The organism is Streptomyces sp. NPDC090442 (assembly GCF_044769405.1).
Taxonomy (GTDB): Bacteria; Actinomycetota; Actinomycetes; order Streptomycetales; family Streptomycetaceae; genus Streptomyces.
This window is the reverse complement of sequence record NZ_JBIVXW010000010.1, coordinates 75,033-101,127: the sequence shown is the minus strand read 5'-3', so window position 1 is coordinate 101,127 and position 26,095 is coordinate 75,033. Positions and strand designations below refer to the sequence as shown.

The following is a 26,095-nucleotide window of genomic DNA, read 5'->3' as shown; positions in this document are numbered from 1 at the left end:
CTGAGTCGTGCGGGTTGTGCGGCTCGTGCGGCTCGTGTGGTGCTTGCGTGGGGGTGAGGGGTGCGGGTGCTGTGGGGGCGTGCGAGGGGTGCGCGGTTGTGGGGGTCGCGCGGGGTGTGACTGGGGTGAGCGGTCGGTGGGGCGTGCGACAGGGGGCGTGTTCCGGTTGTGGGGGTGGAACTGTGGTGCGCGTGGGGGCGGGCGTCCGGTTGGAGGGCCAGTGTTCGCGCCCCGACGCGCCCCCGGCTACTCACCGGGGTGACAAAATCCGCTCCGGACCGGGTCGTTGTTTCGTCACACCGATGAGAACCGGCCACCCCGCCGCCCACCCCGGGCCAGCAACACCCCGCCGGCCAGCGCCAGTAGGGCACCGGCCGCCACGGACACGGCCGGCAGCGTCCGGCCGACCAGCGCCAACTTCCCGCTGTCGGCCCGCGCCAGGGCGCTCTGCGCCCGCCGGGTGGCGGGAGTGAACGCGAGGTTCCGGGCGCGCAGCAACACCACCGCGTCCCGCCGGCCACCGGGCGCCCGCAGCGTCTTGACCGGCGAGATCGACGCGTCGACGATCCGGCCGGTGCGCTCCTCGACGACCAGGCTGATACCGGTGTTCGCGTACCACTCCTCGGCCTGGATCTGCCCCTGCCCGGGGCGGCCGACGAGCCGGCCGGGGACCTGCCGGGTGCCGGTCCGGGTGGCCGGCACGGTCCCGGTGAAGCGGTAGCCGGTGATCCCCGCCCGGCGCGTGGTGCCGGCGAAGCGGAGCGGGACGGCCGCGCCGAGGGTGTCGTCCCACCAGCGGTAGGTCCGCTTCGCCACGTGGAAGGGGAACTTGAGGTAGGCGTCCCCGTCGTACTGGGTGGGGGCCTCACCGCAGCAGTGCACGGGGGCGTTGCTGCGCCGGTCGGTGACCCAACGGCCGGTGGTCCACTGGAGCGCCTTGCGCGGGTCCGCCAAGGGGAGCGTCCGCGGGGTGTCGACCGTGGTGGACACGTCCCAGACCGCGCGCCCACTCTGCTCGCTCGCCGCGACGTCGCCCACCACGTGCCGGGTGAGGGTGATCCGCTGCCGGTCCCGGGTGGTCAGCGCGCCGGTGTCGAAGTAGCTGCCGGTGCCGGTGAAGACCGTGGTGACGTCGACGTCGACGGGGGTGACCGCGGCCCGCGGCGCCACGTACCAGACCAGCAACGGGGCCAACACCAGCAGGAACACGCCGACCCCGAACAGCGCCAGGGACAGCGGGGTGGCCGGGCGGTGGACGCATCTGGTGGGGGCGATGGGGGCAACGGGGGCGATGGGGTCGATGGGGACGGTGTCCGCGGCCGTGGAAGGTCCGGCGGGACCAGCAGGACCGGCGGGAGCGGCAGGGTCAACAGGGCCTGAACGACCGGCGGTTCTGGGGTGACCCTCGTGCCCGGGCTGCTGGCCGGAAGGGGGAAGCTGACGCATACGAGCACTCCTGGAAGCGGTGAGGGAACACGCCCTGGTGCACGTGCGGCGCCGCGACGCGGCGTCATGGGCCGGGAACGTAAGCGAACCCTTGACAGCGCGTCAATGCCCTTCCACACTCGGCAGGCACCGCGACCGAAGCGGCGCCGCGCGGTGGGAACGCGGCACCGCCGCCGGTCTCCCGAGCCGTCACGGCCCCTGTGGGGCACCGGGCGCAGGGCCGCAGGCGTCCGCCCCGCGACCGCCCGCGCGGCGACGTGCCGCCGCTCCTCCTGTGCCGCTCTCCGGTGCCGGCGCGTGCCGCGCTCCCGGTACCGACCGCCGACGAAGGGACCGCCGCGCCATGCACCGCACCCTCGCCGCCGCGCTGACCGCGTTGGCCGCCGCCGCCCTGGCCGTGGCCGTCGCGCTGGCCGTCGTCGCCACCCTGGAGGCCACGCCCGCGCAGCCGAACGTGCCGCTGGTGACCTTCGGCCGGCCCGGCGCCTGAGGGGGTGCCGTCGTGGTGATCGCGGTCCGCTCGGCGTGGCGGGAGGTCCCGCCCCAACAGGTGCACCGGTTCGCCACCCTGGCCCTGGCGGAGGTGCCCTCCCTGGCGCACGAGATCTTCCGGGAGATCCGCCACGAGTACCCCCAACTCCCGTTGATCCTCGACGAGTCGGGCGAACCGCGGGCCCTGGTGGGCATCCGGCAGTCCCTGGAGCACTTCGTCGCGCACCTCACCAACGGGATGGACCGGCCGCTCGTCCACCCACGGGTCTTCCAGGAGTTCGGCCGCGGCGAGGGCATCCAGGGCCGCAGCCTGGACGTCCTCCAGGCGATCTACCGGCTGGGGGTGCGGCTGGCCTGGCGGCGGCTGGCCGAGATCGGCCAGGAGGTCGCCATCCCCGCCCCCGCGATGTACGAACTGGCCGAGTCCGGCTTCGAGTACCTCGACGGGCTGGTCGCCGAGTCCGTCCGCGGCTACGCGGAGGCCGCCGCCCGCCAGGCCGGTGAACGCCTCCGGATGCAACGCCGCCTGATGGACCAGTTGTTCGCGGAACCGGACCACCCCCTGCTCACCGAACGGGCCCGGCTGCTCGGCTGGCCGCTGCCCGAACGGGTCGCGGTGGCGGTCCTGTTACGCCCGGACCGGGAGGCCGTGGCGCCCGCGGTGGCCGACGGGATCCTGCTGGACATGGAGTGCGAACGGCCCCGGCTGGTGGTGCCGGACCCGGAGGCGCCGGGGCGCCGGGAGCTGTTGGCCCGCGCCGCGGCCGGCTGGTCGGGCGCCATCGGGCCCGCCGTGCCCCCGTTGGACGCGGCGAAGTCGCTGCGCTGGGCCGCCTCCGCGGTCGACCTGATGGAGCGCGGACTGCTGCCCGCCGGCGAACTCCTCCAGTGCACCGAGCACACCGAGGCGTTGGTCCTGCTGCCGCCCGGCGAACTCATCGAGGACCTCACCCGCCGCCGGCTCGCCCCGTTGGCGCACTGCGGCCCGACCCACGGCCGGCGGCTCGCCGAGACCCTGCTCGCCTGGCTGGAGACCCGCGGCGGCGCCCCCGAGATCGCCACCCGCCTCGGCGTCCACCCCCAGACCGTCCGCTACCGCCTCCGCCAGATCCGCGAACTCTGGGACGGCGAACTCGACGACCCCGACCGCCGCTTCGAACTGGAACTCGTCCTCCGCGCCCGCCGCCTCCGCGGCGAGCTCGGCTGACGCCCTCAACCGACGCTAGCTGAAGTCGAATTCGCCGGTGCGGGTCCGCTTCAGCTCGAAGAACCGGTCGTAGCCGGCGAGCAGCCGGGCGCCGTCGAAGACCCGTACCGCGTCCTCGCCCCGGGGGATCGACATCAGGACCGGGCCGAAGAACGCCACCCCGTCGATGTGGATCGTGGGCGTGCCGACGTCCTCGCCGACCGGGTCCATGCCCTCGTGGTGACTCTTGCGGAGCGCGTCGTCGTAGGTGTTCTGCCCGGCGGCGCGGGCCAGTTCGGCCGGCAGTCCGACCTCGGCGAGGGCCTCCTCGATGACGGCCGCGGTGTCCTCCCGGCCCTCGTTGTGGATCCGGGTGCCGAGCGCGGTGTACAGGTCGCGCAGCACCTCCTCGCCGTGCTCCTGGGCGGCCGCGATGCACACCCGGACCGGACCCCAGCCGGTGTCCAACAGCTCGCGGTACTTCTCGGAGAGGTCCTCGCGGCCCTCGTTGAGCACGGACAGGCTCATGACCCGGAACCGCAGGTCGAGGTCCCGGAGGCGCTCCACCTCCAGGATCCAACGGGAGGAGATCCAGGCGAACGGGCAGATGGGGTCGAAATAGAAGTCGACGGTGTGGCGGGTGGGGCTCTGGTGCGTCATGGGGACCAGGTTAAGGCGCCACCGGACCGTCCGCCCGGGACACTCCGCCGCGCCGACCTTGGGCCAATTCCGTCACCGGTCGATCGCCGGGTGGGCCTCTGCGCACCCCGTTGACCTGGCGCCTCCGTGACCCATCGGCCCGGTGCCTCCGTGCCCTGCCGACCCGAGGCGTCCGTGGCTCATCGGCCCGGCTCCGCCCGGGCCTCGCCCGGCTTGGTGATCTCCTCGGCCGCTTCCTCCCCGAGGCCCAGCATCCGCTGGAGCAACTGCTTGAGCAGGGTGCGCTCGGCGGCCGTCAGCCGGCCCAGCGGCTCGCCGGCGAAGTCCAGCGACGTGCGCAGCCGTTCGGCCGTCGCGCGGCCCTCGTCGGTCGGCACGGCCAGCTTGACCCGGCGGTCGGCCGGATCGGGGCGGCGCTCCACCAGGCCGCGGGCCTCCAGGCGGTCCACGATGCCCGTCACGTTCGACGGCTCGCACTTCAGGCACTGGGCGAGCCGGCGCATCGGCATCGGCTCCATCGCCAGCAGGCGCAGCAGCCGGGCCTGGGCCCCGGTGAGGGAGTGGTCGGCCGCGGCGCGCTCGTACTCCTCGTGGTAGCGGGCGACGACGGTGCCGATGAGCTCGACCACCTCGACGGTCAGCGGGTCTGGACGCGGGGTCATACACACCAGGATACCCAATTGCTTGACAAGCTGAAATATTCAGCAGCATCATTGTTTCAGTACCTGAAACATTTGGAGGATCACGCTCATGTCCGCACCGCTGCCGACCACCAGCCGCGAATGGCACCTCGTCGCCCGCCCGCAGGGCTGGCCCACCCCCGACGACTTCGCGCTGCGCGAGGTCGCGCTGCCGGAGCTCGCCGACGGCCAGATCCTGGTGAAGAACCTCCACTTCTCCGTCGACCCGTACATGCGCGGCCGGATGAACGACGTCAAGTCCTATGTCCCGCCCTTCCAGTTGGGGCAGCCGATGGACGGTGGCGCGATCGGCGAGGTCCTCGCCTCGCGCGCCGAGGGCTTCACCGTCGGTGACCACGTCCTGCACGGCCTCGGCTGGCGCGAGCACGCCGTCCTCGACGCCACCCGCGCCGGCAAGGTGGACGCCTCGCTCGCCCCGCTCACCGCCTACCTCGGCGTCCTCGGCATGCCCGGCCTGACCGCGTACGCGGGCCTGCTGGCGGTCGCCGAGTTCAAGGAGGGCGACGCCGTCTTCGTCTCCGGCGCGGCCGGCGCCGTGGGCAGCCAGGTCGGCCAGATCGCCCGGCTCAAGGGCGCCTCGCGGGTGATCGGCTCCGCCGGCTCCGACGAGAAGGTCCGCCTGCTGACCGAGGAGTACGGCTTCGACGCCGCCTTCAACTACAAGAACGGCGACGTCACCGAGCAGCTCAAGGCCGCCGCCCCCGACGGCATCGACGTCTACTTCGACAACGTCGGCGGGGAGCACCTCGAAGCCGCCATCAGCGCGCTCAACGTCCATGGCCGGGCGGCCATTTGCGGCATGATCTCGATGTACAACGCCACGGAGCCGAGCTGCGCCCCGCGCAACCTCCCGCTGGTGATCGGCAAGCGCCTCCGCCTGGAGGGCCTGCTGGTCTCCGACCACCAGGCGCTCCAGCCGCAGTTCGTCGAGGAGGTCTCGGCCTGGATCCGCTCCGGCGAGCTGAAGTACGGCGAGACCAAGGTCTCCGGCATCGAGAACGGCGTCGAGGCGTTCCTCGGCATGCTCCGCGGCGCCAACACGGGGAAGATGATCGTGAGTTTGGAGGGCTGAGGACGGAGCAGCGCGGGCTGACGGGCGGGGCGTCACCGGGCGCGCCGCAGCGCCTGGGCATCGTCCGGCGCGTGGCGTGTCCCGTGCGCCTCGGCGCTCGACGGCGCCGCCTCGCCTCGCCCGTCCTCGCAGCTCAACGATCCGTGCGGTCCGACGTTCCCGAGGTCCGACGGCCCCACGGTTCAACGCCCCTGTGGCCCAGCGCCTCTTCTGTGAACTAACCGGGAACTAACCGGAAGCGGAGGCGGAAGGGGAAGCGGAGGTGGAAGGGGAAGCGGCGTGCCGAACGTCCCGTGGTGGCAGTGGTGTTGGAGGGGCACCTGGTGACTGCGTCGCCGCGGACCGGGTGCACCCGACCCGGAGCCGCCAGGTGCCCCCGAGGTGACCCCGGGCGGTCCTGGGTGCCCCGGGCGGTGGCCTGCCAGCGGCGTCGTCGCGGGCCCGGGCGGACCCGGGCAAGGCCCACAGCAACGGTTCCGCGCCGCCCCAAGGCTCCGCGAAGAACCACGGCTCCGCGAGGAACCCCGGCACAGGCCGCTCGCGACAGCTCCGATCGCCCGTGGCACCTCCGGTCGCCCACCGCTCGACCGGGCGCCGACGGCCCTCCGCACTGTGAGACTCGTCTCCCGCCGTTGCGCCTCCGCCGGTTAGGCTCGGCGGCAAGCCGTCGCGATGAGTGGGCGCGAGTCGCGGCGAACCACAGGAGGATTCGGTATGTCCATCCAGACCGTCGACGTCGTCTACACCGCCGTCGCCACCGCCGAGAACGGCCGCGACGGCCGCGTCGCCAGCGATGACGGCAAGCTGGACGTCGTCGTCAACCCGCCCAAGGAGCAGGGTGGTAGCGGCGCCGGCACCAACCCGGAGCAGCTCTTCGCGGCCGGTTACGGCGCCTGCTTCCAGGGCGCGCTCAGCGTCGTGGCCCGCCGGGAGAACGCCGATGTCTCCGGCTCCCGGGTGACCGCCAAGGTCGGCATCGGCAAGACCCCGGAAGGCGCCTTCGGCCTCGCGGTCGAGATCGTCGCCTCGATCCCCAACGTCGACGCGGCCACCGCCAAGGACCTCGTGGAGAAGGCGCACCAGGTGTGCCCGTACTCCCGCGCCACCCGCGGCAACATCGAGGTCACGCTGACCGTCGCCTGAGACGGCCGGGGCGACTGAGGTCGCTCAGGCGCCTCAACGGCCAGGTTGACCGGGCCAGTTGAGCCGGCCGGACGGTCAACCAGGCCGACCATGCCGGCCCGACAGGCGCCGGCATCGGCACCGCCACCACGAGGGCCGCACCCACCCCAGGGCGCGGCCCTCCGCCGTCCCCGCGGCCGCCCCACTCCTCCCGCCCCTGTGACGCAGCCAACATTCACGGACTCTTGACGTCCCGGCCATGTAATCGATTTCGTAGCCCCCACACAGCAGGCGTAATCGATTACACGACAGCGGAACGGCAACGGTGCCATGGCGAACATCAAGGATGTGGCGGAGCGGGCGGGGGTCTCCGTCGCCACCGTCTCCCGGGTCCTCAACGGCAACAGCCCCGTTGCCGAGACCCGCGAGCGGGTGCTCGCCGCCGTGCGGGAGCTGGGCTACCGCCCCAACAACGTCGCCCGCGCCCTGCGCACCGCCCGCACCGGCACGCTCGGCCTGGTGATCAGCGACCTCACCAACCCGTTCTTCACCGAGCTGGCCGACGCCGTCGAGGACGCCGCCCGCGGCCTCGGCTACAGCCTCGTCATCGGCAACGCCGGCGAACGCCCCGCCCAACAGGACGACTACATCCGCACGTTGCTGGACCGCCGGATCGACGGTCTGCTGGTCAGCTCCGCCGGCACCGGCTCGGCGATGCTCCGCGAGGTCGTCGCCTCCGGCACCCCCCTCGTCCTGCTGGACCGCGCGGTCCCCGGCATCGAGGCGCCCTGCGTCCGCGCCGACGGCCGGGCCGCGCTCACTGACCTCGCCGCCCACCTCGCCGCGCTCGGCCGCCGCCGCCCCGCGATCATCGTCGCCCCGGCCGGCACCCCCACCGGCGACGAGCGGCTGGAACTCTTCCGCACGGCCCTGGCCGAGCACGGCATCGCCGTGCCCGACGAGCGGGTCGGCGCCACCCCCGACCTCCAACCCACCGGCGGCCGCCGGGTGATGAGCGGCTTCCTCGACCTCCCCGAACCCCCGGACGCCGTGCTGGCCACCGACAACCTGATGGCGCTCGGCGCGATGGACGAACTCCGCGCCCGCGGCCTGCGCGTCCCCGACGACATGGCGCTGGTGGTCTACGACGACGTGCCGTGGTTCGCGCACACCGACCCGCCGCTGACCGCCATCGCCCAGCCCACCCGCGAACTCGGCCGGGCCGCCGTCCGCACCCTGTTGGAGCGCATCGAGGGGCGCTCCACCGGGTCGGTGCTGCTGCCCGCCCGTCTGGTGCCGCGCCACTCCTGCGGCGAACCCACCGCCCACTGACCGCACCCGCCCACCGACCGCACCCGCCCGCGCAAACCGCAACCGCAGCCGGAACCGGATCCGCACCCGCAATCGGCCCGACCGCACCGCACGGACAGTACGGACCGCACGACCCGCACCACCGGGCCCGCCGTACGACGACCGGCCGGGCACCCCACCCGGCGAGAACCAGCCAGCCGAGGTAACCGACCCAGGAAGAGAGGGGCAGCGCATGACCGGCGTCAACGACGACGTACCGGACGGCCGCGAACTGCTGCGCGTCGAGGGGGTGACCAAGGCGTTCCCCGGCGTCCGCGCGCTGGACGGCGTCGACCTGAGCCTGCGCGCCGGCGAGGTGCACGTGCTGCTCGGCGAGAACGGCGCGGGCAAGAGCACCCTGATCAAGATGCTCTCCGGCGCCCACCGCCCGGACGGCGGCCGCATCCTCGTAAGCGACGACGAGGGGCTCGGTAACCGTCGGGAGCACCCCCGCCCGGCACCGGCCGGCGGCGGCGTGTCCGACGGGCTCCGCGAGGTGCAGATCCGCTCCGCGCAGGACGCCGAACGGCTCGGCATCGCCACCATCTACCAGGAGTTCAACCTCGTCCCCGGGTTGACCGTGGCCGAAAACATCTTCCTCGGCCGCCAGCCGCGCACCGCGCTCGGCCTGGTCGACAAGAAGACCATGCGCGCCCGCGCCGCCGAACTGCTGCGCCGGGTGCGCCTGGACGTCTCCCCGAACACCCCGGTCGCCGAACTCGGCATCGCCCGGCTCCAGATGGTGGAGATCGCCAAGGCGCTCAGCCTGGACGCCCGCGTCCTGATCATGGACGAGCCGACCGCGGTGCTCACCGCCGAGGAGGTGGAGACGCTCTTCGGCATCGTTCGCGAACTGCGCGACGCCGGCGTCGGCATCATCTTCATCACCCACCACCTCGACGAGATCGGCGCCCTCGGCGACCGGGTCACCGTGCTGCGCGACGGCCGCTCCGTCGACGAGGTGCCCGCCGCCACCGACGAGGACGAGCTGATCCGGCTGATGGTCGGCCGGGACATCGCCGAGCAGTACCCCCGGCGCCGCCCCCACGCGCCGGGCGCGCCCCTGCTGCGGGTCCGCGGCCTGACCCGCAAGGGCGCCAAGGGCACCGGCGGCGGCCCCGCCCGACCGGTCTTCGACACCATCGACTTCGAGGTCCGGGCCGGTGAGGTGGTCGGACTGGCCGGACTGGTCGGCGCCGGCCGCACCGAGGTCGCCCGCGCCGTCTTCGGCGTGGACCGCTACGACGCCGGCACCGTCGAGGTCTCCGGCGAGCTGCTGGCCGGCGGGGACGTCCGGGCCGCGATGCGGGCCGGCTTGGGCCTGGTGCCCGAGGACCGCAAGGGCCAGGGCCTGGTCCTGGACGCCTCGCTCCAGGACAACCTGACGCTGGCCCGGCTCGACCGGGACACCCGCGGCGGACTGGTCGACCGGCGTGGCCAGCGGCGCGAAGCGGCCGCCGTCGCCGAGCAGTTGAAGGTCCGGATGAGCGGCCTGGGGCAGTCCGCCCGCACCCTCTCCGGCGGCAACCAGCAGAAGATCGTCATCGGCAAGTGGCTGTTGGCCGAGACCCGGCTGCTGATCCTGGACGAGCCGACGCGCGGCATCGACGTCGGCGCCAAGGTCGAGATCTACCAGCTCATCAACGAACTGACCGCGGCCGGCTGCGGGGTGCTGATGATCTCCAGCGATCTGCCCGAGGTGCTCGGCATGAGCGACCGGGTGCTGGTGATGGCCCAGGGCCGACTGACCGGTGAACTGCTCGCCGGCGAGGCCACCCAGGACGCCGTGATGGAGCTGGCGCTGCAGTCCCCGCACGGCGCCACCGGCGAGATGCACACGAACGAGAGCGCAATGGAGGGCTCCGATGTCCGCTGAGGTGAAGACCGCAACCGCCCCGGGGGCGACGGACGGGGGCCCGGCCCCGGACGGCTTCGGGCCGTGGTTCTCCCGGGCCGTCCTGCGCAACGGCCCGCTCGGTGGGCTGATCGCCTTGGTCGTGGTGATGGCGGTGCTGTCCCGGGACTTCCTCAACGGGCAGAACCTCCTCAACGTCGGCGTGCAGGCGTCGGTCACCGCGGTGTTGGCCTTCGGCGTCACCTTCGTGATCGTCTCGGCCGGTATCGACCTGTCGGTCGGTTCGGTCGCCGCGCTGTCCGCCACCGTCGTCGCCTGGGCCGCCACCCACGAAGGACTGCCGGTCTGGCTCGCGGTGCTGCTCGGCCTCGCGGTCGGCGCGGCCTCCGGCCTGCTCTCCGGCGCCCTGGTCGCCTACGGCCGACTGCCCGCCTTCATCGCCACGTTGGCGATGCTGTCGGTCGGCCGTGGTCTGGCCCTGGTCATCTCCGGCGGCTCGCCGATCCCCTTCCCCGGCGCGGTCAACGCCCTCGGTGACACCCTGGGCGGCTGGCTGCCGGTCCCCGTCCTCGTGATGATCGCCATGGGGCTGATCGCCGCGCTGGTCCTGGCGCGCACGTACACCGGCCGCGCGATGTTCGCCATCGGCGGCAACGAGGAGGCGGCCCGCCTCTCCGGCATCGACGTCAAGCGCCGCAAGCTGGTGATCTACGCGCTGTCCGGGCTGTTCGCCGCCGTCGCCGGCATCGTGCTGGCGGCCCGGTTGACCTCCGCCCAGCCGCAGGCCGCGAGCGGCTACGAACTCGACGCGATCGCCGCCGTCGTCATCGGCGGGGCCAGCCTCTCCGGCGGCTCCGGAAAGGCGTCCGGCACCCTGATCGGCGCGCTGATCCTCGCGGTGCTGCGCAACGGCCTGAACCTGCTGAGCGTTTCGGCCTTCTGGCAGCAGGTCGCCACCGGTCTGGTGATCGCGCTCGCGGTCCTCCTGGACACCCTGCGGCGCCGGAGCGCGCGATGAGGCGGCGCACGGCACTGTTCGGCGCGGCCCTCGCGGTCGGCGCCCTGGCCCTGACCGGCTGCGACCGCGGCGGCGACACCGACCTCGGACTCGCCCTGTCGACCATGAACAACCCGTTCTTCGTCGGCATCAAGGAGGGAGCGCAGGCCGAGGCGGACGCCCGCGGACTGCACATCAACATCACCGACGCGCAGAACGACCCGATGCAGCAGATCAACCAGATGGAGACCTTCACCAGCCAGCAGGTGAGGGCGACCATCATCAACCCGGTGGACTCCGACGCCGCCGTCCCGGCCGTCGGCGTCGCCAACCGGGCCAAGGTGCCGGTGATCTCCATCGACCGCGGTGTCAACGGCGGACAGGTCGGTTCGACCATCGCCTCCGACAACGTCGCCGGCGGCCGGCTCGCCGCGAAGACCCTGGCCGAGGCGCTCGGCGGCAAGGGCAAGGTGGCCTTCCTCGAAGGCCAGCCCGGCACCTCCGCCGCCCGGGAACGCGGCCAGGGCTTCGAGGAGGGCATCAAGCGGTACCCCGGCATCCAGGTCGTCGCCCGACAGCCCGCGGACTTCGACCGGACCAAGGGCATGGACGTGATGTCCAATATGCTCCAGGCGCACCACGACATCGGTGGGGTGTTCGCCGCCAACGACGAGATGGCGCTCGGCGCGTCCAAGGCGCTGGGGGCCCGCTCCGGCAAGGACGTGAAGGTGGTGGCGTTCGACGGCACCCCGGACGGGGTCCGGGCCGTCCGCGCCGGCACCCTGACCGCCACCGTCGCCCAGCAGCCCGAACTGCTCGGCAAACAGGCCGTGGACTGGGCGCTGAAGGCGGCCCGCGGTGAGACGCTGCCGCGGACGGTCAAGGTGCCGGTGGTGCTGGTGACGGCGGCCAACGCGGCTGCCTTCGGCGGCTGACGGCCCCGGCGGGCACCGGGTCGGACGGCCCGCCGCCGGTGCCCACCGGCCGCCGGCGGACTGGACGACGGAACGACGGGCGGCGTGTGGACGCAACGGAACGACGCCCGGGCGGGCCGGCCGGACCGAACCGGTCGGACGGATCGGGCAGCCTGGACAAGCCGGGCGGAGAACGGGACAGGCCGGCCGGAGAGAGACCGGATCGGCCGGACAGAGAAGAAGAGGAACGGCGCATGTACGACGTCCTGGTGGTCGGCTCGGCCAACGCGGACCTGACCGTGCGGGTGACCCGACGGCCCGGCGCGGGGGAGACCGTGCTCGGCACGGACCTGGTGGAATCGGCCGGTGGAAAGGGCGCCAACCAGGCGGCCGCGGCGGCCCGGATCGGTGGCCGCACCGCCCTGCTGGCCCGGGTCGGCGGGGACGCCTACGGCGAACTGCTGCTGGCCGCCCAGCGCGCGGCGGGCACCGACGTCGCTCCCGTCATCGTGGACGAGGACGCCCGCACCGGCACCGCGATGATCGTCGTCGGCCCGGACGGCGACAACAGCATCGTCGTCTCGCCCGGCGCCAACGCCGCCCTCACCCCGGACGACGTGGCCGCCGCCAAGGACGTCATCGCGGCCTCCTCGGTGGTCTCCCTGCAACTGGAGATCCCGCTGGAGACCGTCCAAGCGGCCGCCACGACCGCCGAGGAGGCCGGCACCCGTGTCGTCCTCAACCCCTCCCCGGCACCGGAGGGCCTCGCCCCCGAACTCCTGGCCGTCGCCGACCCGCTGGTGGTCAACGAGCACGAGGCCCGGCAGCTTTCCGGCCGCACCGACGGCAGCCCCGCCGAGTGGGCGGCCGCACTGCGCGAACGGGGCGCCCGCTCCGTCGTGGTGACCCTCGGCGGCGACGGCGCGCTGGTGCTGGACGCCTCGGGGACGACCACCGTCCCGGGCATCCGGGTCGCGGCCGTGGACACCACGGGCGCCGGCGACGCCTTCACCGGCGCCCTGGCCACCCGGCTCGCCGCGGGCGCCGCCCTCCCCGAGGCGGCCCGCTTCGCGGTACGCGTCGGCGCCGCCGCCGTCACCAAGCCCGGCGCCCAACCGTCGTACCCCACGACCGAGGAACTGTCCCAGTTCCCGGAGCCGTCCGAGCAGTCGGACCCGACGCAGCGCTAAGAGCACCGAGCCGCGCGGCACGGGCGAGCTGACCGAGTCGGGCGGGGCGGGGGAGCCGACCGGGCCGAGCAGGGCGGGGGAGTTGGCTGAGCCGGCCGGGCCGAGCAGGGCGGGGGAGTTGGCCGAGCCGGCCGGGCAGGGCGAGCCCCGTCCCGTCACTGTGGACGCCCCGATGGGCCGCGGGCGGGCGGGGCCAACGAGGCGGTGCGGTACGGCGGTTGAACGCCGCGCCGCCTCGCCCCGCCGGCCCCGCCACCCGTGCCTCACCGCTCGACTCCCACGTTGAACACGGCGCTCGTGCCGTCCCCGTCGCCGCCACCGCCGCCGGCACCGATCTCCTCGCGGTACGTGCCGTCCTTGACGTACGCGCTCCCGGACCCGGGCCCCGCCCCGAGCTCCCGCGGTCCGTACAGCGCGTGCTCCGCACCCGTCGCCCATGCCCAGTAGCGGTCGCCGTAGGACCAGTGCCACCACTCGGTCGGGTAGTTGACCAGGCCCGCCCCGCGCAGCGCGGTGGCCAGCAGCCGGCGGTTGGCGCGGACCGCGGGGGTCAGGCCGGGCGCGGAGGTGTAGCACGCGCCACCGCTCTCCTCCGGGGACGCGTCGATCGGTGTCCCCATGTCGACCTCGGTGCCGTCCGCCGTGACCAGGGTGAGGTCCACCGCGCCGCCCGCGCTGTGCGGAGCGATCTCCGGCGGGGACACGAAGCGGCTGGCCGCCCGGTGGACCCGCGCGTCGTCCCAGTCGGGATGGGCGGCGCGGAGCTCGTCCCCGTACCGCGTGAAGTAGTGGCGCTGGAGCGCCGGCGGGCGGTAGCCCTCCACGAACCGCAACCGCAGCCCGTCCGGCAACGCCTCCTGCGCCGCCAACAGCCGCCGCAACACCCCTTCCCGCAGATACGTGAACGCGCCAGCCCCGTCCGCACCCGCCTCCTCGCCGGTGACGTCGTCCGCCAGCAGCCGGGGCGCCGCGGTGCGCACGTCCACCAGCGGTTCACCGCACTCCCGGACCGGCACCGCGGCCACCGCCGGGTCGGCCATCAACGTGATCGCGTCCCGGACGTCGCTCAGCACCAACTCCGCGCCGTCGCCGGCCGGTCCCGCCGCGGGGGTCCCCGCCCGCTCGCCGGACGGCAGCCAGCAGCCGCTGAGCCCGATGGCCGGCCCGGGGCTGCCGACCCCGATGCCGTTCGCCAACAGGACGTGCAACCCGTACTGACGCGCCAACTCGCCGTACCGCGCCACCCGCTCCGCCTCGCTGTGGAAGGCGCTGGCCAGATACACCCCGCAGCCGTCCGCCGCGGCCCGCTCCGGCATCTCGGCGAAGGAACTGTCGAAGCAGGTGGCGAGCGCGAACCGGATCCCGCCGAGCGTGAACCGGCCGTGCCCGCTGCCCGGTGCGAACGTCGGGCTCTCCGTCTGGTGCACATGCCGCTTGTCGTAGCGGGTGAGGAGGGTGCCGTCCGGCCCGTAGACGAAGCTGGCGATGGTGGGCTTCGCGCCGCCCTCGGGGCCGCCCCCGGGGCCGTTGACCACCGCCGCGACGCCGGCCGCCCGGCACGCGTCGCGTATCGGCGCCAGCCGGGGGTCGTCCGGCAGCACCGTCAGCCCCGCCGGGTCGGCGGCCAACAGCCGGAGGTCGTAGTGGGTCAACGCCAGCTCGGCGAAGACCACCAGCCCGGCGCCGCGCTCGGCTGCCTCCGCGATGAGCCCGGCCATCCGCCTGGCGTTGGCGGCGATATCTCCTGCTACGGAGGGGAGTTGTGCGGCTGCGATGATCATTCACCCATGATGCCCGCCTCACCCTCCGCTCGCGGCGCCCTGTGGATAACCCCGTCCGGCCCCACAAAACCCGACGCCCCGCCCGCCCGGCCATCCGGCCGAGCGACCGCCTGGCCGATCGAGGTTCGCCTCGAAAGCACCCGCACCCGACCACCCCCTCCAAGCCGGCCGCCCGCCTGTCCTCCTGCCCCAACCACCTTTCACTGACAGGGTGTTATCGATAAGTCGATCCAAGAGGGAAGGCCGGGAAGAGCCGGAACAGACCGGCACGCGTCGCCTACTCAGCCAGCCCCAGCCCCAGCCCCAGCATCACCACCAACCCCAGCAGGGCCCACGCCCATCCAGTACCCCACCACCCGCACCGGACCTCCACCCTGACCCACTCGCGGCCACTCATCCACCCACCGACCTGGCTACGGATACGGCCCTACTCCGCGCCCGTCCCCCGGGCCCGCTCCCCACTCCCCAACAGGGCCAGGAAGTCCCGGAACGACGCCGGCATGTCGACCTGTTCCGGGTCCAGTAGCCATTGCAGTTGGAGTCCGTCCAGTACGGCGACCAGCAGCGGTGCCGCCCGCTCCGGGGTGAGCCCGCCGGGGAGGGTGTCGCCGAACTCGGCCCGCAGCGCTGCCGACAGGGACTCGCGCACCGTACGGAAGCGGGCCTCGAAGAAGTCGCGCGCCGGGTGGTCCTCGGTGACGCTGTCGGCGGAGAGCACGGTGTACGCCTGGACGATGCCGGGGCGGGCGGCGTTGTAGTCGACGAGTTGGGCGAGGCTGCCGGTGCGCCAACTGCCGGAGGCGGCAGCGGTGGTGTCCCAGCGGTCGCGCGCCTCCAGGACCCCGACCAGCAGCAGTTCCTTGGTCGGGAAGTGGTGCAACAGGCCCTGCTGCGTGAGCCCGGCCCGCTCGGCGACGGCGGCGAGCGACGTCCGGCGGTAACCGCGCTCGGCGATCAGCGCCGTGGCGGCCTCCAGGATCGCCGCCCGCCGCTCCGCGCGCTGGGCCGCCCGCCCGCCTTTGGCACGGCGGGAGCCACCGGCCGCGTCCTGCTCCCGTGCACTCACCGGCCGAGCGTAACCCCGCTGCCCCGCCCTCCCGTTGCCCTCGACTCTCGAATAACGGAGGAATAACGATGCCTACCTCCCGTCCGGTATGGCGGCCAGAATGCGGCCGGGGGCCGCATTCCGGTACACGACGCAGGACGCACGACGGACGACGCGAGGGAGCGCCGCACATGACCGATCAGCCGCCCACCCGCCCCACCACCGCCAGCGCTCCCCACCCCGCCCCCGGCCTCCACGCCAATGCCAGCGCGAACACCACCCCTGCCTCCGCCCCCTGCTCCCGCGACTACTCCGCCGTGGTGGAGCGGGCGCTCGGGGCACTCGACCTGGACACCAAGGTCCGACTGCTCTCCGGGCAGGACATGTGGAGCCTGCCTGCGGTGCCGGCGATCGGGTTGCGGTCGCTGGTGATGTCGGACGGGCCGATCGGGGTCCGGGGCCGGTACTGGAGCGCGGAGGACCCGTCGGTGGCGCTGCCCAGCCCCACCGCCCTGGCCGCCACGTGGGATCCCGAACTGGCCCGCCGGGCCGGCCATCTGCTCGCCCAGGAGGCCCGCCGCAAGGGCGTGCACGTCCTGCTCGCGCCCACGGTCAATCTGCACCGCTCACCGCTGGGCGGCCGGCACTTCGAGTGCTATTCGGAGGATCCGCTGCTGACCGGCGTGATCGGCGCGGGCTATGTGCGGGGCGTGCAGGAGGGCGGCGTCGGCACCACGGTCAAGCACTTCGTCGGCAACGACGCCGAGACCGACCGCTTCACGGTCGACAACCGCATCGCCCCGCGCCCGCTGCGCGAGCTCTATCTCGCCCCCTTCGAGCACATCGTCGGCCACGCCCGCCCCTGGGGCGTCATGACCGCCTACAACAAGGTCAACGGCACGACGATGACCGAGCACCACCACCTCGTCACCGAAGTCCTGCGCGGGGAATGGGGCTTCGACGGCGTCAACGTCTCCGACTGGACGGCGGCCCGGCACACCGTCCGGGCCCTGCGCGGCGGTCTGGACGTGGCGATGCCGGGGCCCCGCACGGTCTTCGGCGCCCCGCTCGCGGCGGCCGTCCGCGCGGGCGAGGTCGCCGAGTCGGAGGTGGACGCCGCGGTGCGCCGGGTACTGCTGCTCGCCGCCCGGGCCGGCGCGCTGGACGGGGCGCCGCCCGCGGTGGACCCGGCCGAGGCGCCCCGGGGCATCGACGGGCGGGCCGTCGCCCGCGAACTGGCCCGCCGCGCCGTCGTCCTGCTGCGCAACGAGCCGGCGGTGCAGGCACCCGAGGGTGGCGCCCGGCCGGTGCTGCCGCTCGATGCCACCGGGCTCCGCCGGGTCGCCGTCATCGGCGCCGCGGCCCGCGACGCCCGGGTGCTCGGCGGTGGCTCCGCCACCGTCTTCCCCGCGCAGATCGTCTCCCCGCTCGCGGGCCTGCGCGCCGCGCTCCCCGACGACGTCGAGGTGGTCTTCGCGACCGGCGCCGACCCGCGCACCCGCGTCCCGCACGCCCGGGACGGCTTCACCCTGACCGCCCGCTACCTCGCCGCCGACGGTCGACTGCTCGCCCGGACGCCGCAGTTCGACGGTCACGTCCAGGCGCTGGGCAGCTTCCCCGACGGCGTCACCCAGCGCGACCTGCACGCCGTCGAACTCACCGGCAGCTTCACCCCGCGGACCAGCGGCACCCACACCCTGACGGTGGCCGGCACCGGTTGGCTCCGGCTGACCGTGGGCGACGCGGTCCTCTTCGACGGCGAGGGCGCCAAGTTGGTGGGTGCCGACCCCTTCGAGGCGTTCATGCAGCCCGGCGAACACCGGATCAGCGCGGACCTGGCGGCCGGTCAGGAACTGGCGCTCACCCTGCGGTTCGTGCCGCACAGCCGCGGCCCGGGGGAGGGCATGGACGCCCTGAACTTCGCCCTCGGCCACAGCGAACCGCAGCTCGACGACGACGCCGAGATCGCGGAGGCGGTCCGTGCGGCGGCCGGCGCGGATGCCGCGATCGTCGTCGTGGCGACCACCGAGGAGGTCGAGTCGGAGGGCTTCGACCGCACCGACCTCCGACTTCCGGGCCGGCAGGACGAGTTGGTCGCCCGGGTCGCCGCCGTCAACCCCCGCACCGTCGTGGTGGTCAACTCCGGCTCCCCGGTGGAGATGCCCTGGCGCGACGAGGTGCCCGCCGTGCTGCTGAGCTGGTTCCCCGGCCAGGAGGCCGGGGCCGCGCTGGCCGACGTCCTGCTCGGCGCCCACGAACCGGGCGGCCGCCTTCCCACCACCTGGCCGGCCCGTCTGGCCGACGCCCCTGTCACCACCGTCACCCCCACCGACGGCACGCTCGACTACGCGGAGGGGCTCTTCATCGGCTACCGCGCCTGGCAGCGCACCACGGTCGCGCCCGCCTACCCCTTCGGCCACGGCCTCGGCTACACCGACTGGGAGTACGAGTGCGTGGACACCACCCCCGACTCCGTCCGCGTCCGCGTGCGCAACACCGGTGACCGTCCCGGGTGCGAGGTCGTCCAGATCTACCTCGCGCCGACCGGCGACACCCCCGATGCGCCGGAGCGCCCGGTGCGCTGGCTGGCCGGCTTCGCCACCGTCGAGGCGGGCCCCGGCGAGAGCGCGGAGACCGAAATCCCGCTGCCGGGCCGCGCCTTCGAGGTCTGGTCGGAACCGGACGGCGGCTGGCGCCGGATCCCGGGCACCTACGCCGTCGAGGTCGGCCGCAGCAGTACCGACCTCCGGCTGACCGCGCGGGTCACTGCTGAGTGAGCACCGAGACGTCGCCGCCGCTGGTCCGCGCGGATATTTTGTGCGCCGAGCCCTCGTCCGTGGCGACGGACACCTTCCGGCTCCCGCCGCTGGTGCCCGCGTCGACGGCGTAACTGCCCTTCGGAACGCGGACGGTGACGTCGCCCCCGCTGGTGCGGGCCGACACGTCGTCGGGCACCGCGCCGAGCGTGGCCTCCACGTTCCCGCCGCTGGTCTTCAGCTTCGCCGTGCGGGCCGTGGTGTCCTCGACGGTGACGTCGCCGCCGCTGGTTTCCGCGGTGATCCCGCCGCCGGCGCCGCGGACGGTGACGTCCCCGCCGCTGGTGTGCAGATCGACCGAGGCGTTGCGCGGCAGCAGCACGCGGTAGCCCACCTCACAGCGGTGCCCGGTCGAGCAGTCCTCCGAAGTCAGCGTCAGCCGCCCGTCCTTGAGTGTGTGGCCGGTCTCCGGCTTGGCGTCGTCGTACTTGAGCTTCTCGGTCACCTTGACCGTCCCGCCGGCGTCCACCGGCACGATCTCGATGTTCCCGCCGTGCGTCGTCGCCGACAGCGATCTGACCGTGCCGTCGACGTCGTAGCTCCGCTCGGCGGACTTCTGCGGGCCGCCCACCACCAGGGAGCAGCCGGTCGTCAGCAGGGTCAACGCCGCGCAGGGCAGGATGAGATGGGCGGCACGGAGACGGGCCATGGTGATTCCCCCGGAGGCAGTGGCGAGCGGTCGGTACAAAAGCGAGCGGACCGGGTCGGACCCGCTCGACCTTCATCCTCCCCCCTCCGCACCCCGCGCACGTCGCCGCACGGTATGACCTTCCACGTCCCCGCACGGTATGAGCCGCACCACCGCGCCCTTAAGGGTTTCCCTGAGAGGGCGTGAGGGTGGACGCCTCACCCGCCGGAAGCGGCCTCACTCTTCAGGGGGTTTTCCTTGCGGGTGACCGTCCGGAACGCCAGCTCCGCCAGCTCCTGCTGACCGCGCAGCCCCGGGTGGAACCAGTCCCAGGTGCTCAACTGCTCGCCGGTGAAGCGGTAGTCGAAGACCGACCGGTCGAAGCGGCACAGCGCGTCCTCGGCGCAGACCTCCGCCAGTGCCGTGTTGTAGTCCCGCACCCGCTCCTGGACCAGCGCCCGCCGGTCCTGCGCCGGCTTCGTCAGATCGTCCGGGTCGCGCAGCATCGACCCGCACAGGCCCAGCTTCCACACCTGCTTGCCGAGCTGGTTCTTGCGCCCCTCGGACCACAGGCGCAACAGGTCCGGCACCGCCGCGACATACACCTGGGTGTGCGGCAGGGACCTGCGCAGCGCCTTCATGGACCGCTCGAAACCGGTGCGGAAGGCGGCCGGTGAGGTCATGGCGCGGACGTCGCTGCGGCAGGCGTCGTTGGCGCCGATCAGGACCGTGACCAACTCCGGCCGACGGGCCGCGGCTTCGGTGATCTGCTGCGGCAGATCGCTCATCAGGGCGCCGGTCTTGGCGTAGTTCCAGCTGTGGGCGGCCGGGTTCTCCTTCAACAGCCGCCGGGCCAGGCTGTTGACCTTGGGGCTGGTGCCGGTGGACCAGGAGACCTCCGGGCAGTCGGAGAGCACCGTACAGGCGTCGAAGCCGGCGGTGATGGAGTCGCCCAGCGCCGCGATCGAGCGGGGGTCGGTCCGCCAGGCCGGCGTCGGCTTCGCGGTGGGCTTCGCCGACGCGCCGTCGTGCGGTGCGGCGGCGTTGCCACAGGCGGTGAGGGCGCCCAGCAGCGCGCAGGCCGTCGCCGAGGCGAGGGCGGCGCGGGCGACGAGGCGGTGCCGCCGAGGGCGAACGGGCCGATCGATCGTCGTCATCCTCTGTCCCCCTCCGGCGTGCGAGTGATATCTCTTCGGGTATCGACGGTACGTCACTTCGGGTTTGTCGCCGCGCGGTAGTTTTGCCCCGCGCCTGCCGGGTGGTGACCCGAAGTAGTACGTGCAGTCGGCACAGACAAATGACAACACGTCATTTCCTGTCCCTTTTGCGGCAAATTCCGCCTGGTGGTGTTTACTGTAGGTCACCTCGCATGCTGGTGCCGAAGTGATCACTGGGGCAGAATGTCGATAGCTGTCCCGGCCGCGACCGGAACGGGCACGAGGCCGCTGGGGAAGGCGAACCTCGATCCGCACGGGAGGTCCCGGTGACGACACGTGGAGTTCTGTACGTCCACTCCGCTCCGCGCGCGCTGTGCCCGCACGTCGAATGGGCAGTGGCGGGCGTCCTCGGGGTGCGCGTCAACCTCGACTGGATCCGCCAGCCGGCGTCGCCCGGCACCTGGAGAGCCGAGTTCTCCTGGCAGGGCGAGGCCGGCACCGCCTCCAAGCTGGCCTCCGCGCTGCGCGGTTGGCACCTGCTGCGCTTCGAGGTGACCGCCGAGCCCTGCGCCACCGCCGAGGGCGAGCGCTACAGCGCCACCCCCGACCTGGGCATCTTCCACGCCGTCACCGGCATCCACGGCGACATCCTCATCCCCGAGGACCGGCTGCGCGCCGCCGTCGACCGCTCCGCACGCGGCGAGACCGAACTCGCCGCCGAGGTCGCCAAGCTGCTCGGCAAGCCCTGGGACGACGAGTTGGAGCCCTTCCGGTACGCCGGCGAGGGCGCCCCGGTGCGCTGGCTCCACCAGGTCGTCTGACGACCCGTACGAGGCCGTGCGCGGCCGTACGGAGCCTTGTGGCGGATGGTCCCGCGACACCGCGGCGCGCGGTTGACCGTGAGTCCGCTCCAACGCCTAGCGTGCCGGCATGGCTGACAACAACACCTCCCCCGCCAACTCGGTCGCCGTCCTCGGCACCGGGATCATGGGTGCGGCGATGGCCCGCAACCTCGCCCGCGCCGGGCTGGACGTCCGCGCCTGGAACCGCACCCGCGCCAAGGCCGAACCGCTGGCCGCCGACGGCGTACGGGTCACCGACACCCCCGCCGAGGCGGTGGACGGCGCCGACACCGTGCTCACCATGCTGCTCGACGGTCCCGCCGTCCTCGACGCCATGCGTCGGGCCGCCCCGCGGCTCGCGCCCGGCACCCTCTGGCTCCAGACGAGCACCGTCGGACCCGCCGCCCTGGAACCGCTCGTGCGGTTCGCCGGTGAACGGGAACTCCGGATCGTCGACGCCCCCGTACTGGGCACCAAGGCGCCCGCCGAGAAAGGGCAGTTGATCGTCCTCGCCGCCGGGCCCCAGGAACTGCGCGAGCGCGCCGGGCGGGTCCTCGACGTCGTCGGCGGCCGCACCCAGTGGGTCGGCGAGGACGCCGCGAGCGGGGCCGCCAGCCGCCTCAAGCTGGTCGTCAACAGCTGGGTGCTCACCATCATCGGCGGTACCGGTGAAACCCTGGCACTCGCCAAGGGGTTGGACGTGGACCCGCGGGCCTTCCTGGAGGCGATCGGCGGCGGCTCGCTCGACATGCCCTACCTGCGGATGAAGTCGGAGCTGCTCCTCACCGGCGACCTGGAGCCCAGCTTCACGGTCTCCGCCGCGCGCAAGGACACCCGGCTGATCAACGAGGCCGGAGAGGCGGCCGGCGTGCGGATGGACCTGGCGGCCGCGACCGCGGAGCGCCTCCGCCGGGCCGAGGAGCAGGGCCACGGCGGCGAGGACGGCGTGGCCGCGTACTTCGCCAGCTTCGACGGCTGATCGGCCGCCACAGGGAAGCACAAGGGCCCGCCCGGTCCCAACGACCGGGCGGGCCCTTGTGCGTCCGTCCTACGGGGCGTGACGTCAGACCGTGCGGAAGGCGAGGACCACGTTGTGGCCGCCGAAGCCGAACGAGTCGTTCAGCGCCGCGAGCCGGCCGTCGGCGGGCAGCGGGCGGGCCTCGTCGCGGACGATGTCCACCTCCACCTCGGGGTCGAGGTTCTCGATGTTGATGGTCGGCGGGGCCGTCCGGTGGTACAGCGCCAGGATGGTGGCGACCGTCTCCACGCCGCCCGCGCCGCCCAGGAGGTGGCCGGTCATCGACTTGGTGGCGGAGACCGCCATGTGGTCCACGTCGCTGCCGAAGACCTTGCGCAGCGCCTTCAGTTCGGCGAGGTCGCCCTGCGGGGTCGAGGTGGCGTGCGCGTTGACGTGCACGATCTCGGACGGGGCGAGGTCGCTGTTGTCGAGGAGGTTCTGCAGCGCGTGCGCGATGCCGTTGCCGGAGGGCTCGGGCTGCACGATGTCGTGGCTGTCGGCGGAGATGCCCTGGCCGACCGCCTCGGCGTAGACCCGGGCGCCGCGCTTGGTGGCGTGCTCGGCCGACTCCAGGACGATCACGCCGGCGCCCTCACCGAGGACGAAGCCGTTGCGCTCGGTGTCGAAGGGGCGGGAGGCGCCCTGCGGGTCCTCGTTGTTCTTCGACATCGCCATCATGTTGCCGAACGCGGCGATCGGCAGCGGGTGGATGGCCGCCTCCGTACCGCCCGCGACGACGACGTCGGCGCGGCCCGTGCGGATCATCTCGATGGCGTAGCCGATGGCCTCGGAGCCGGAGGCGCAGGCGCTCACCGGGGTGTGCACGCCGGCGCGGGCGTTGACGTCCAGACCGACGTTGGCCGACGGCCCGTTGGGCATCAGCATCGGCACGGTGTGCGGGGAGACCCGGCGGACGCCCTTCTCCCGGAGGATGTCGTACTGGCTCAGGAGCGTGGTCACGCCGCCGATGCCGGAGGCGATGACGGTGCCGAGCCGGTCGGGGTTGACCGAACCGGCCGGCCCGGCGGCCGTGTCCGGCTCGCCGGCCTTCGCCGTGAAGCCGGCGTCCGCCCACGCCTCACGGGCCGCGATCAGCGCGAACTGCGCCGAGCGGTCCAGCTTGCGGGCCTGGGCGCGGGGCAGCGTCTCGGTCGGGTCGACCGCTGCCTGCGCGGCGATGCGGACGGGCAGCTCGGCCGCCCACTCCTGCTCAAGGGGGCTGACGCCGGAACGGCCGGCGAGCAGGCCCTCCCAGGTCGAAGCGCTGTCGCCACCCAGCGGTGTGGTTGCGCCGATACCGGTGACGACCACGGTGCGATTGGTCGCGTTCACGGGAATTCTTACTCCACGGGTAGAGGGGTCTGAATCGACGGCGCCACCGCCGGGTGGCGACATGCGCTGCGCCAGATCAGGACTGGTGCTTGAGGATGTAGTCGGTCGCGTCGCCGACGGTCTTGAGGTTCTTGACGTCGTCGTCCGGGATCTTCACGTCGAAGCGCTCTTCGGCGGCGACGACGACCTCGACCATGGACAGCGAGTCAACGTCCAGGTCGTCGGTGAAGGACTTGTCCACCTGGACGTCCTCGGTGGGGATACCGGCGATCTCGTTCACGATCTCAGCGAGACCGGCGACGATCTCTTCCTTGGTGGCGGCCATGATGGCGCTCCTTCGATTAGCGGAAAACTGCTTGTTTTGCGGTGAAGCGGCGAAGCTTTGCACGGCGGGCGGCACCTGGTCGCGGCGCCGGTCCGTGCAGATCTTGCCTAGGGGAGAGTAACGACCGTCGCGGCGTACACGAGACCCGCCCCGAAGCCGATGACCAGCGCGGTGTCCCCGCTCTTGGCCTGCCCGGTCGCCAACAGCCGCTCCATGGCGAGCGGAATCGAGGCGGCCGAGGTGTTGCCGGTGGTCTCCACGTCGCGGGCGACCGTGACGCTCTCCGGCAGCTTCAGAGTCTTCACCATCGAGTCGATGATCCGCATGTTGGCCTGGTGCGGAATGAAGACGTCCAGGTCGTCCGGGCTGACTCCGGCCTCGTCCAGCGCCTGCTGGGCGACCTTCGCCATCTCGAACACCGCCCACCGGAAGACCGCCTGGCCTTCCTGGGTGATGGCGGGGAACTTGACGTTGCCCTCGCTGTCGACGGGCAGTTGGGCGACGTCGCCGATGCGGAAGCTGTCCCAGGCGACGGTCTGCATGATGGTGTTGGACTTGTCGCCCTCCGAGCCCCAGACGGTCGGGCCGATCGCCGGCTCCTTGGCCGGGCCCACGATCACCGCGCCGGCGCCGTCGCCGAACAGGAAGGCCGTGGCGCGGTCGCTGAGGTCCGTCAGGTCCGAGAGCCGCTCGACGCCGATCACCAGGACGTACTCGGCGGAGCCCTCGGTGACCAGGCCCTTGGCGAGCGTCAGCCCGTAGCCGAAGCCGGCGCAGCCCGCGGAGATGTCGAACGCGGCCGGCTTGCCGGCACCGACGAGGTGCGCGATCTCGGTCGCGATGGCCGGGGTCTGCTTGAAGTGCGAGACGGTGGAGACGATCACCGCGCCGATCTGCTCGGGCGTGATGCCGGCGTCCGCGATGGCCTTGCCGGACGCCTCGACCGACATGGTCGCGACGGTCTCCTCGGGGCCCGCCCAGTGGCGGGTGGCGATGCCCGAGCGCGAGCGGATCCACTCGTCGGACGAGTCGATGTGCTTGAGGATCTCCTCGTTGGGGACGACCCGGGTCGGGCGGTAGCCACCGACGCCCATGATCCGTGCGTACGGGGCGCCCTTGGAGGGTTTGATCTTCGAGGTCATGCGCTACGGACTCCTATTCGGCCGGGGCTGCGGGAGCGGCGTCCGCTGCGGTGGCGATCAACTCTCGGGCCGCGTCGAGGTCGTCGGGCGTCTTCAGGGCCAGCGTCCGCACGCCGGGCAGCGCGCGCTTGGCCAGGCCCGTGAGGGTGCCGCCGGGGGCGGCCTCGATGAGCGTGGTGGCCCCGAGCTCCTTGAAGGTCTCCATGCACAGGTCCCAGCGCACGGGGTTGGCCACCTGGCCGACCATCCGCTGCACCAGGTCCTGGCCGGAAGTGACCACCCGGCCGTCCTTGTTGGAGACGTAACGGGTGCGCGGGTCGGCCGGGGACAGCTCGGTGACCGCGGCTTCCAGGGCCGAGACGGCGGGGGCCATGTGGTGAGTATGGAACGCGCCGGCGACCTTCAGGGGCACGACCCGGCGGGTGCCCTCCGGCTTGTTCTCGACCAGCGCGGCGATCTGCTCGGCGGTGCCGGCGGCGACGATCTGGCCGGCGCCGTTGACGTTCGCCGGGGTCAGGCCGAGCTCTTCGAGGTGCGGCAGCACGACGTCCTCGGCGCCGCCCAGCAGCGCCGCCATGCCGGTCTCGGTGACCGCGGCGGCCTCGGCCATGGCCAGCCCGCGGCGGCGCACCAGGGACATCGCCTCGGCGTCGGAGAGCGTGCCGGTCAGGGCCGCGGCGGCGAGCTCACCGACGCTGTGGCCGGCCGCCGCGCCGGTGCGGGCGGCGACGTCGTCGACGGTCGGGAAGAGCTGTCGCGCGGAGATCAGGGAGGCCGCCACGAGGAGCGGCTGGGCCACCGCGGTGTCGCGGATCTCCTCCTCGGTGCCCTTGGTGCCGTAGCGGACGAGGTCCAGGTCGAGGGCCTCGGACCATTCGCGGAGCTGGTCCTCGACTCCGGGGAGGTCGAGCCAGGGGATCAGGAAGCCGGGCGTCTGAGCGCCTTGGCCGGGAGCGACGAGTACGAGCACCCTCACACTCTCTCTTGTGGGAGGTCCCGCCCGCCCGTGGGGACAGGGACGAAG

Annotated in this window: 21 protein-coding genes and 1 pseudogene; 11 read left to right on the top strand and 11 right to left on the bottom strand. The window is 73.1% G+C overall.

The window, feature by feature from the left end; translation table 11 throughout:
* Positions 1 to 294: 294 nt before the first annotated feature.
* Complete coding sequence (locus ACIQU6_RS10175; protein WP_403481183.1) at positions 295 to 1,446, bottom strand: DUF3068 domain-containing protein; 1,152 nt, start codon at positions 1,444 to 1,446, stop codon at positions 295 to 297.
* A gap of 343 nt (positions 1,447 to 1,789) precedes the next feature.
* On the opposite strand from ACIQU6_RS10175, the gene ACIQU6_RS10170 reads away from it, so the two are divergent.
* Both ACIQU6_RS10170 and ACIQU6_RS10165 read left to right on the top strand, forming a co-directional pair.
* On the top strand, positions 1,790 to 1,936 hold the full coding sequence (locus ACIQU6_RS10170; protein WP_403481182.1) for a hypothetical protein: 147 nt from the start codon (positions 1,790 to 1,792) through the stop codon (positions 1,934 to 1,936).
* A gap of 12 nt (positions 1,937 to 1,948) precedes the next feature.
* Complete coding sequence (locus ACIQU6_RS10165; RefSeq protein WP_403481181.1) at positions 1,949 to 3,145, top strand: helix-turn-helix domain-containing protein; 1,197 nt, start codon at positions 1,949 to 1,951, stop codon at positions 3,143 to 3,145.
* A gap of 15 nt (positions 3,146 to 3,160) precedes the next feature.
* On the opposite strand, the gene ACIQU6_RS10160 is transcribed toward ACIQU6_RS10165, so the two are convergent.
* Together ACIQU6_RS10160 and ACIQU6_RS10155 are read right to left on the bottom strand one after the other, a co-directional pair.
* Positions 3,161 to 3,784: a disulfide bond formation protein DsbA gene (locus tag ACIQU6_RS10160; protein ID WP_403481180.1), complete on the bottom strand. Its 624-nt coding sequence runs from the start codon at positions 3,782 to 3,784 to the stop codon at positions 3,161 to 3,163.
* 179 nt (positions 3,785 to 3,963) lie between these two features.
* Positions 3,964 to 4,446, bottom strand: a complete 483-nt coding sequence (locus ACIQU6_RS10155; RefSeq protein ID WP_403481179.1) for a MarR family winged helix-turn-helix transcriptional regulator — start codon at positions 4,444 to 4,446, stop codon at positions 3,964 to 3,966.
* An 88-nt stretch (positions 4,447 to 4,534) separates the two neighbouring features.
* Here ACIQU6_RS10155 and ACIQU6_RS10150 point away from each other — a divergent pair, with 88 nt between their 5' ends.
* The 6 genes and pseudogenes from ACIQU6_RS10150 to ACIQU6_RS10125 all read left to right on the top strand — a co-directional run bounded on the left by ACIQU6_RS10150 (position 4,535) and on the right by ACIQU6_RS10125 (position 12,985).
* Positions 4,535 to 5,557: an NADP-dependent oxidoreductase gene (locus tag ACIQU6_RS10150; RefSeq protein ID WP_403481178.1), complete on the top strand. Its 1,023-nt coding sequence runs from the start codon at positions 4,535 to 4,537 to the stop codon at positions 5,555 to 5,557.
* 714 nt (positions 5,558 to 6,271) lie between these two features.
* Positions 6,272 to 6,700: an organic hydroperoxide resistance protein gene (locus ACIQU6_RS10145; protein WP_403481177.1), complete on the top strand. Its 429-nt coding sequence runs from the start codon at positions 6,272 to 6,274 to the stop codon at positions 6,698 to 6,700.
* Between the two features lie 309 nt (positions 6,701 to 7,009).
* Complete coding sequence (locus ACIQU6_RS10140) at positions 7,010 to 8,011, top strand: LacI family DNA-binding transcriptional regulator (protein ID WP_403481176.1); 1,002 nt, start codon at positions 7,010 to 7,012, stop codon at positions 8,009 to 8,011.
* 211 nt (positions 8,012 to 8,222) lie between these two features.
* Positions 8,223 to 9,905: a sugar ABC transporter ATP-binding protein gene (locus tag ACIQU6_RS10135; RefSeq protein ID WP_403481175.1), complete on the top strand. Its 1,683-nt coding sequence runs from the start codon at positions 8,223 to 8,225 to the stop codon at positions 9,903 to 9,905.
* Between the two features lies 1 nt (position 9,906).
* A pseudogene (locus tag ACIQU6_RS10130) lies at positions 9,907 to 11,816 on the top strand (substrate-binding domain-containing protein).
* Between the two features lie 233 nt (positions 11,817 to 12,049).
* The gene (locus ACIQU6_RS10125; protein ID WP_403481174.1) at positions 12,050 to 12,985 is read left to right on the top strand and encodes a ribokinase; all 936 of its coding nucleotides are present in this window, start codon (positions 12,050 to 12,052) and stop codon (positions 12,983 to 12,985) included.
* A 263-nt stretch (positions 12,986 to 13,248) separates the two neighbouring features.
* Here the strand turns inward: ACIQU6_RS10125 and ACIQU6_RS10120 are convergent, their stop codons facing one another.
* Together ACIQU6_RS10120 and ACIQU6_RS10115 are read right to left on the bottom strand one after the other, a co-directional pair.
* Positions 13,249 to 14,766 carry a nitrilase-related carbon-nitrogen hydrolase gene (locus tag ACIQU6_RS10120; RefSeq protein ID WP_403481173.1) on the bottom strand — a complete coding sequence of 506 codons (1,518 nt, stop codon included), beginning with the start codon at positions 14,764 to 14,766 and terminating at the stop codon, positions 13,249 to 13,251.
* Positions 14,767 to 15,193: 427 nt separating this feature from the next.
* Positions 15,194 to 15,832: a TetR family transcriptional regulator gene (locus ACIQU6_RS10115; protein ID WP_403481172.1), complete on the bottom strand. Its 639-nt coding sequence runs from the start codon at positions 15,830 to 15,832 to the stop codon at positions 15,194 to 15,196.
* Between the two features lie 170 nt (positions 15,833 to 16,002).
* Here ACIQU6_RS10115 and ACIQU6_RS10110 point away from each other — a divergent pair, with 170 nt between their 5' ends.
* Positions 16,003 to 18,588: a beta-glucosidase gene (locus ACIQU6_RS10110; RefSeq protein ID WP_403481171.1), complete on the top strand. Its 2,586-nt coding sequence runs from the start codon at positions 16,003 to 16,005 to the stop codon at positions 18,586 to 18,588.
* Here the strand turns inward: ACIQU6_RS10110 and ACIQU6_RS10105 are convergent.
* The gene (locus ACIQU6_RS10105; RefSeq protein WP_403481170.1) at positions 18,575 to 19,276 is read right to left on the bottom strand and encodes a DUF4097 family beta strand repeat-containing protein; all 702 of its coding nucleotides are present in this window, start codon (positions 19,274 to 19,276) and stop codon (positions 18,575 to 18,577) included. The genes ACIQU6_RS10110 and ACIQU6_RS10105 overlap by 14 nt on opposite strands.
* 197 nt (positions 19,277 to 19,473) lie before the next feature.
* On the bottom strand, positions 19,474 to 20,412 hold the full coding sequence (locus tag ACIQU6_RS10100; RefSeq protein WP_403481169.1) for an SGNH/GDSL hydrolase family protein: 939 nt from the start codon (positions 20,410 to 20,412) through the stop codon (positions 19,474 to 19,476).
* A 326-nt stretch (positions 20,413 to 20,738) separates the two neighbouring features.
* Between ACIQU6_RS10100 and ACIQU6_RS10095 the strand changes: the two genes are divergently transcribed.
* Together ACIQU6_RS10095 and ACIQU6_RS10090 are read left to right on the top strand one after the other, a co-directional pair.
* Positions 20,739 to 21,233, top strand: a complete 495-nt coding sequence (locus tag ACIQU6_RS10095; RefSeq protein WP_403481168.1) for a DUF3145 domain-containing protein — start codon at positions 20,739 to 20,741, stop codon at positions 21,231 to 21,233.
* Positions 21,234 to 21,342: 109 nt separating this feature from the next.
* Complete coding sequence (locus ACIQU6_RS10090) at positions 21,343 to 22,233, top strand: NAD(P)-dependent oxidoreductase (protein ID WP_403481167.1); 891 nt, start codon at positions 21,343 to 21,345, stop codon at positions 22,231 to 22,233.
* 84 nt (positions 22,234 to 22,317) lie between these two features.
* On the opposite strand, the gene ACIQU6_RS10085 is transcribed toward ACIQU6_RS10090, so the two are convergent.
* The 4 genes from ACIQU6_RS10085 to ACIQU6_RS10070 all read right to left on the bottom strand — a co-directional run bounded on the left by ACIQU6_RS10085 (position 22,318) and on the right by ACIQU6_RS10070 (position 26,041).
* The gene (locus ACIQU6_RS10085; RefSeq protein ID WP_403481166.1) at positions 22,318 to 23,604 is read right to left on the bottom strand and encodes a beta-ketoacyl-[acyl-carrier-protein] synthase family protein; all 1,287 of its coding nucleotides are present in this window, start codon (positions 23,602 to 23,604) and stop codon (positions 22,318 to 22,320) included.
* 76 nt (positions 23,605 to 23,680) lie between these two features.
* Positions 23,681 to 23,929, bottom strand: coding sequence for an acyl carrier protein (locus ACIQU6_RS10080; protein WP_030286801.1), 249 nt, complete (start codon positions 23,927 to 23,929; stop codon positions 23,681 to 23,683).
* A gap of 107 nt (positions 23,930 to 24,036) precedes the next feature.
* Positions 24,037 to 25,071, bottom strand: a complete 1,035-nt coding sequence (locus ACIQU6_RS10075) for a ketoacyl-ACP synthase III (protein WP_403481165.1) — start codon at positions 25,069 to 25,071, stop codon at positions 24,037 to 24,039.
* A gap of 13 nt (positions 25,072 to 25,084) precedes the next feature.
* Complete coding sequence (locus tag ACIQU6_RS10070; RefSeq protein WP_403481164.1) at positions 25,085 to 26,041, bottom strand: ACP S-malonyltransferase; 957 nt, start codon at positions 26,039 to 26,041, stop codon at positions 25,085 to 25,087.
* Between the last annotated feature and the right edge of the window lie 54 nt (positions 26,042 to 26,095).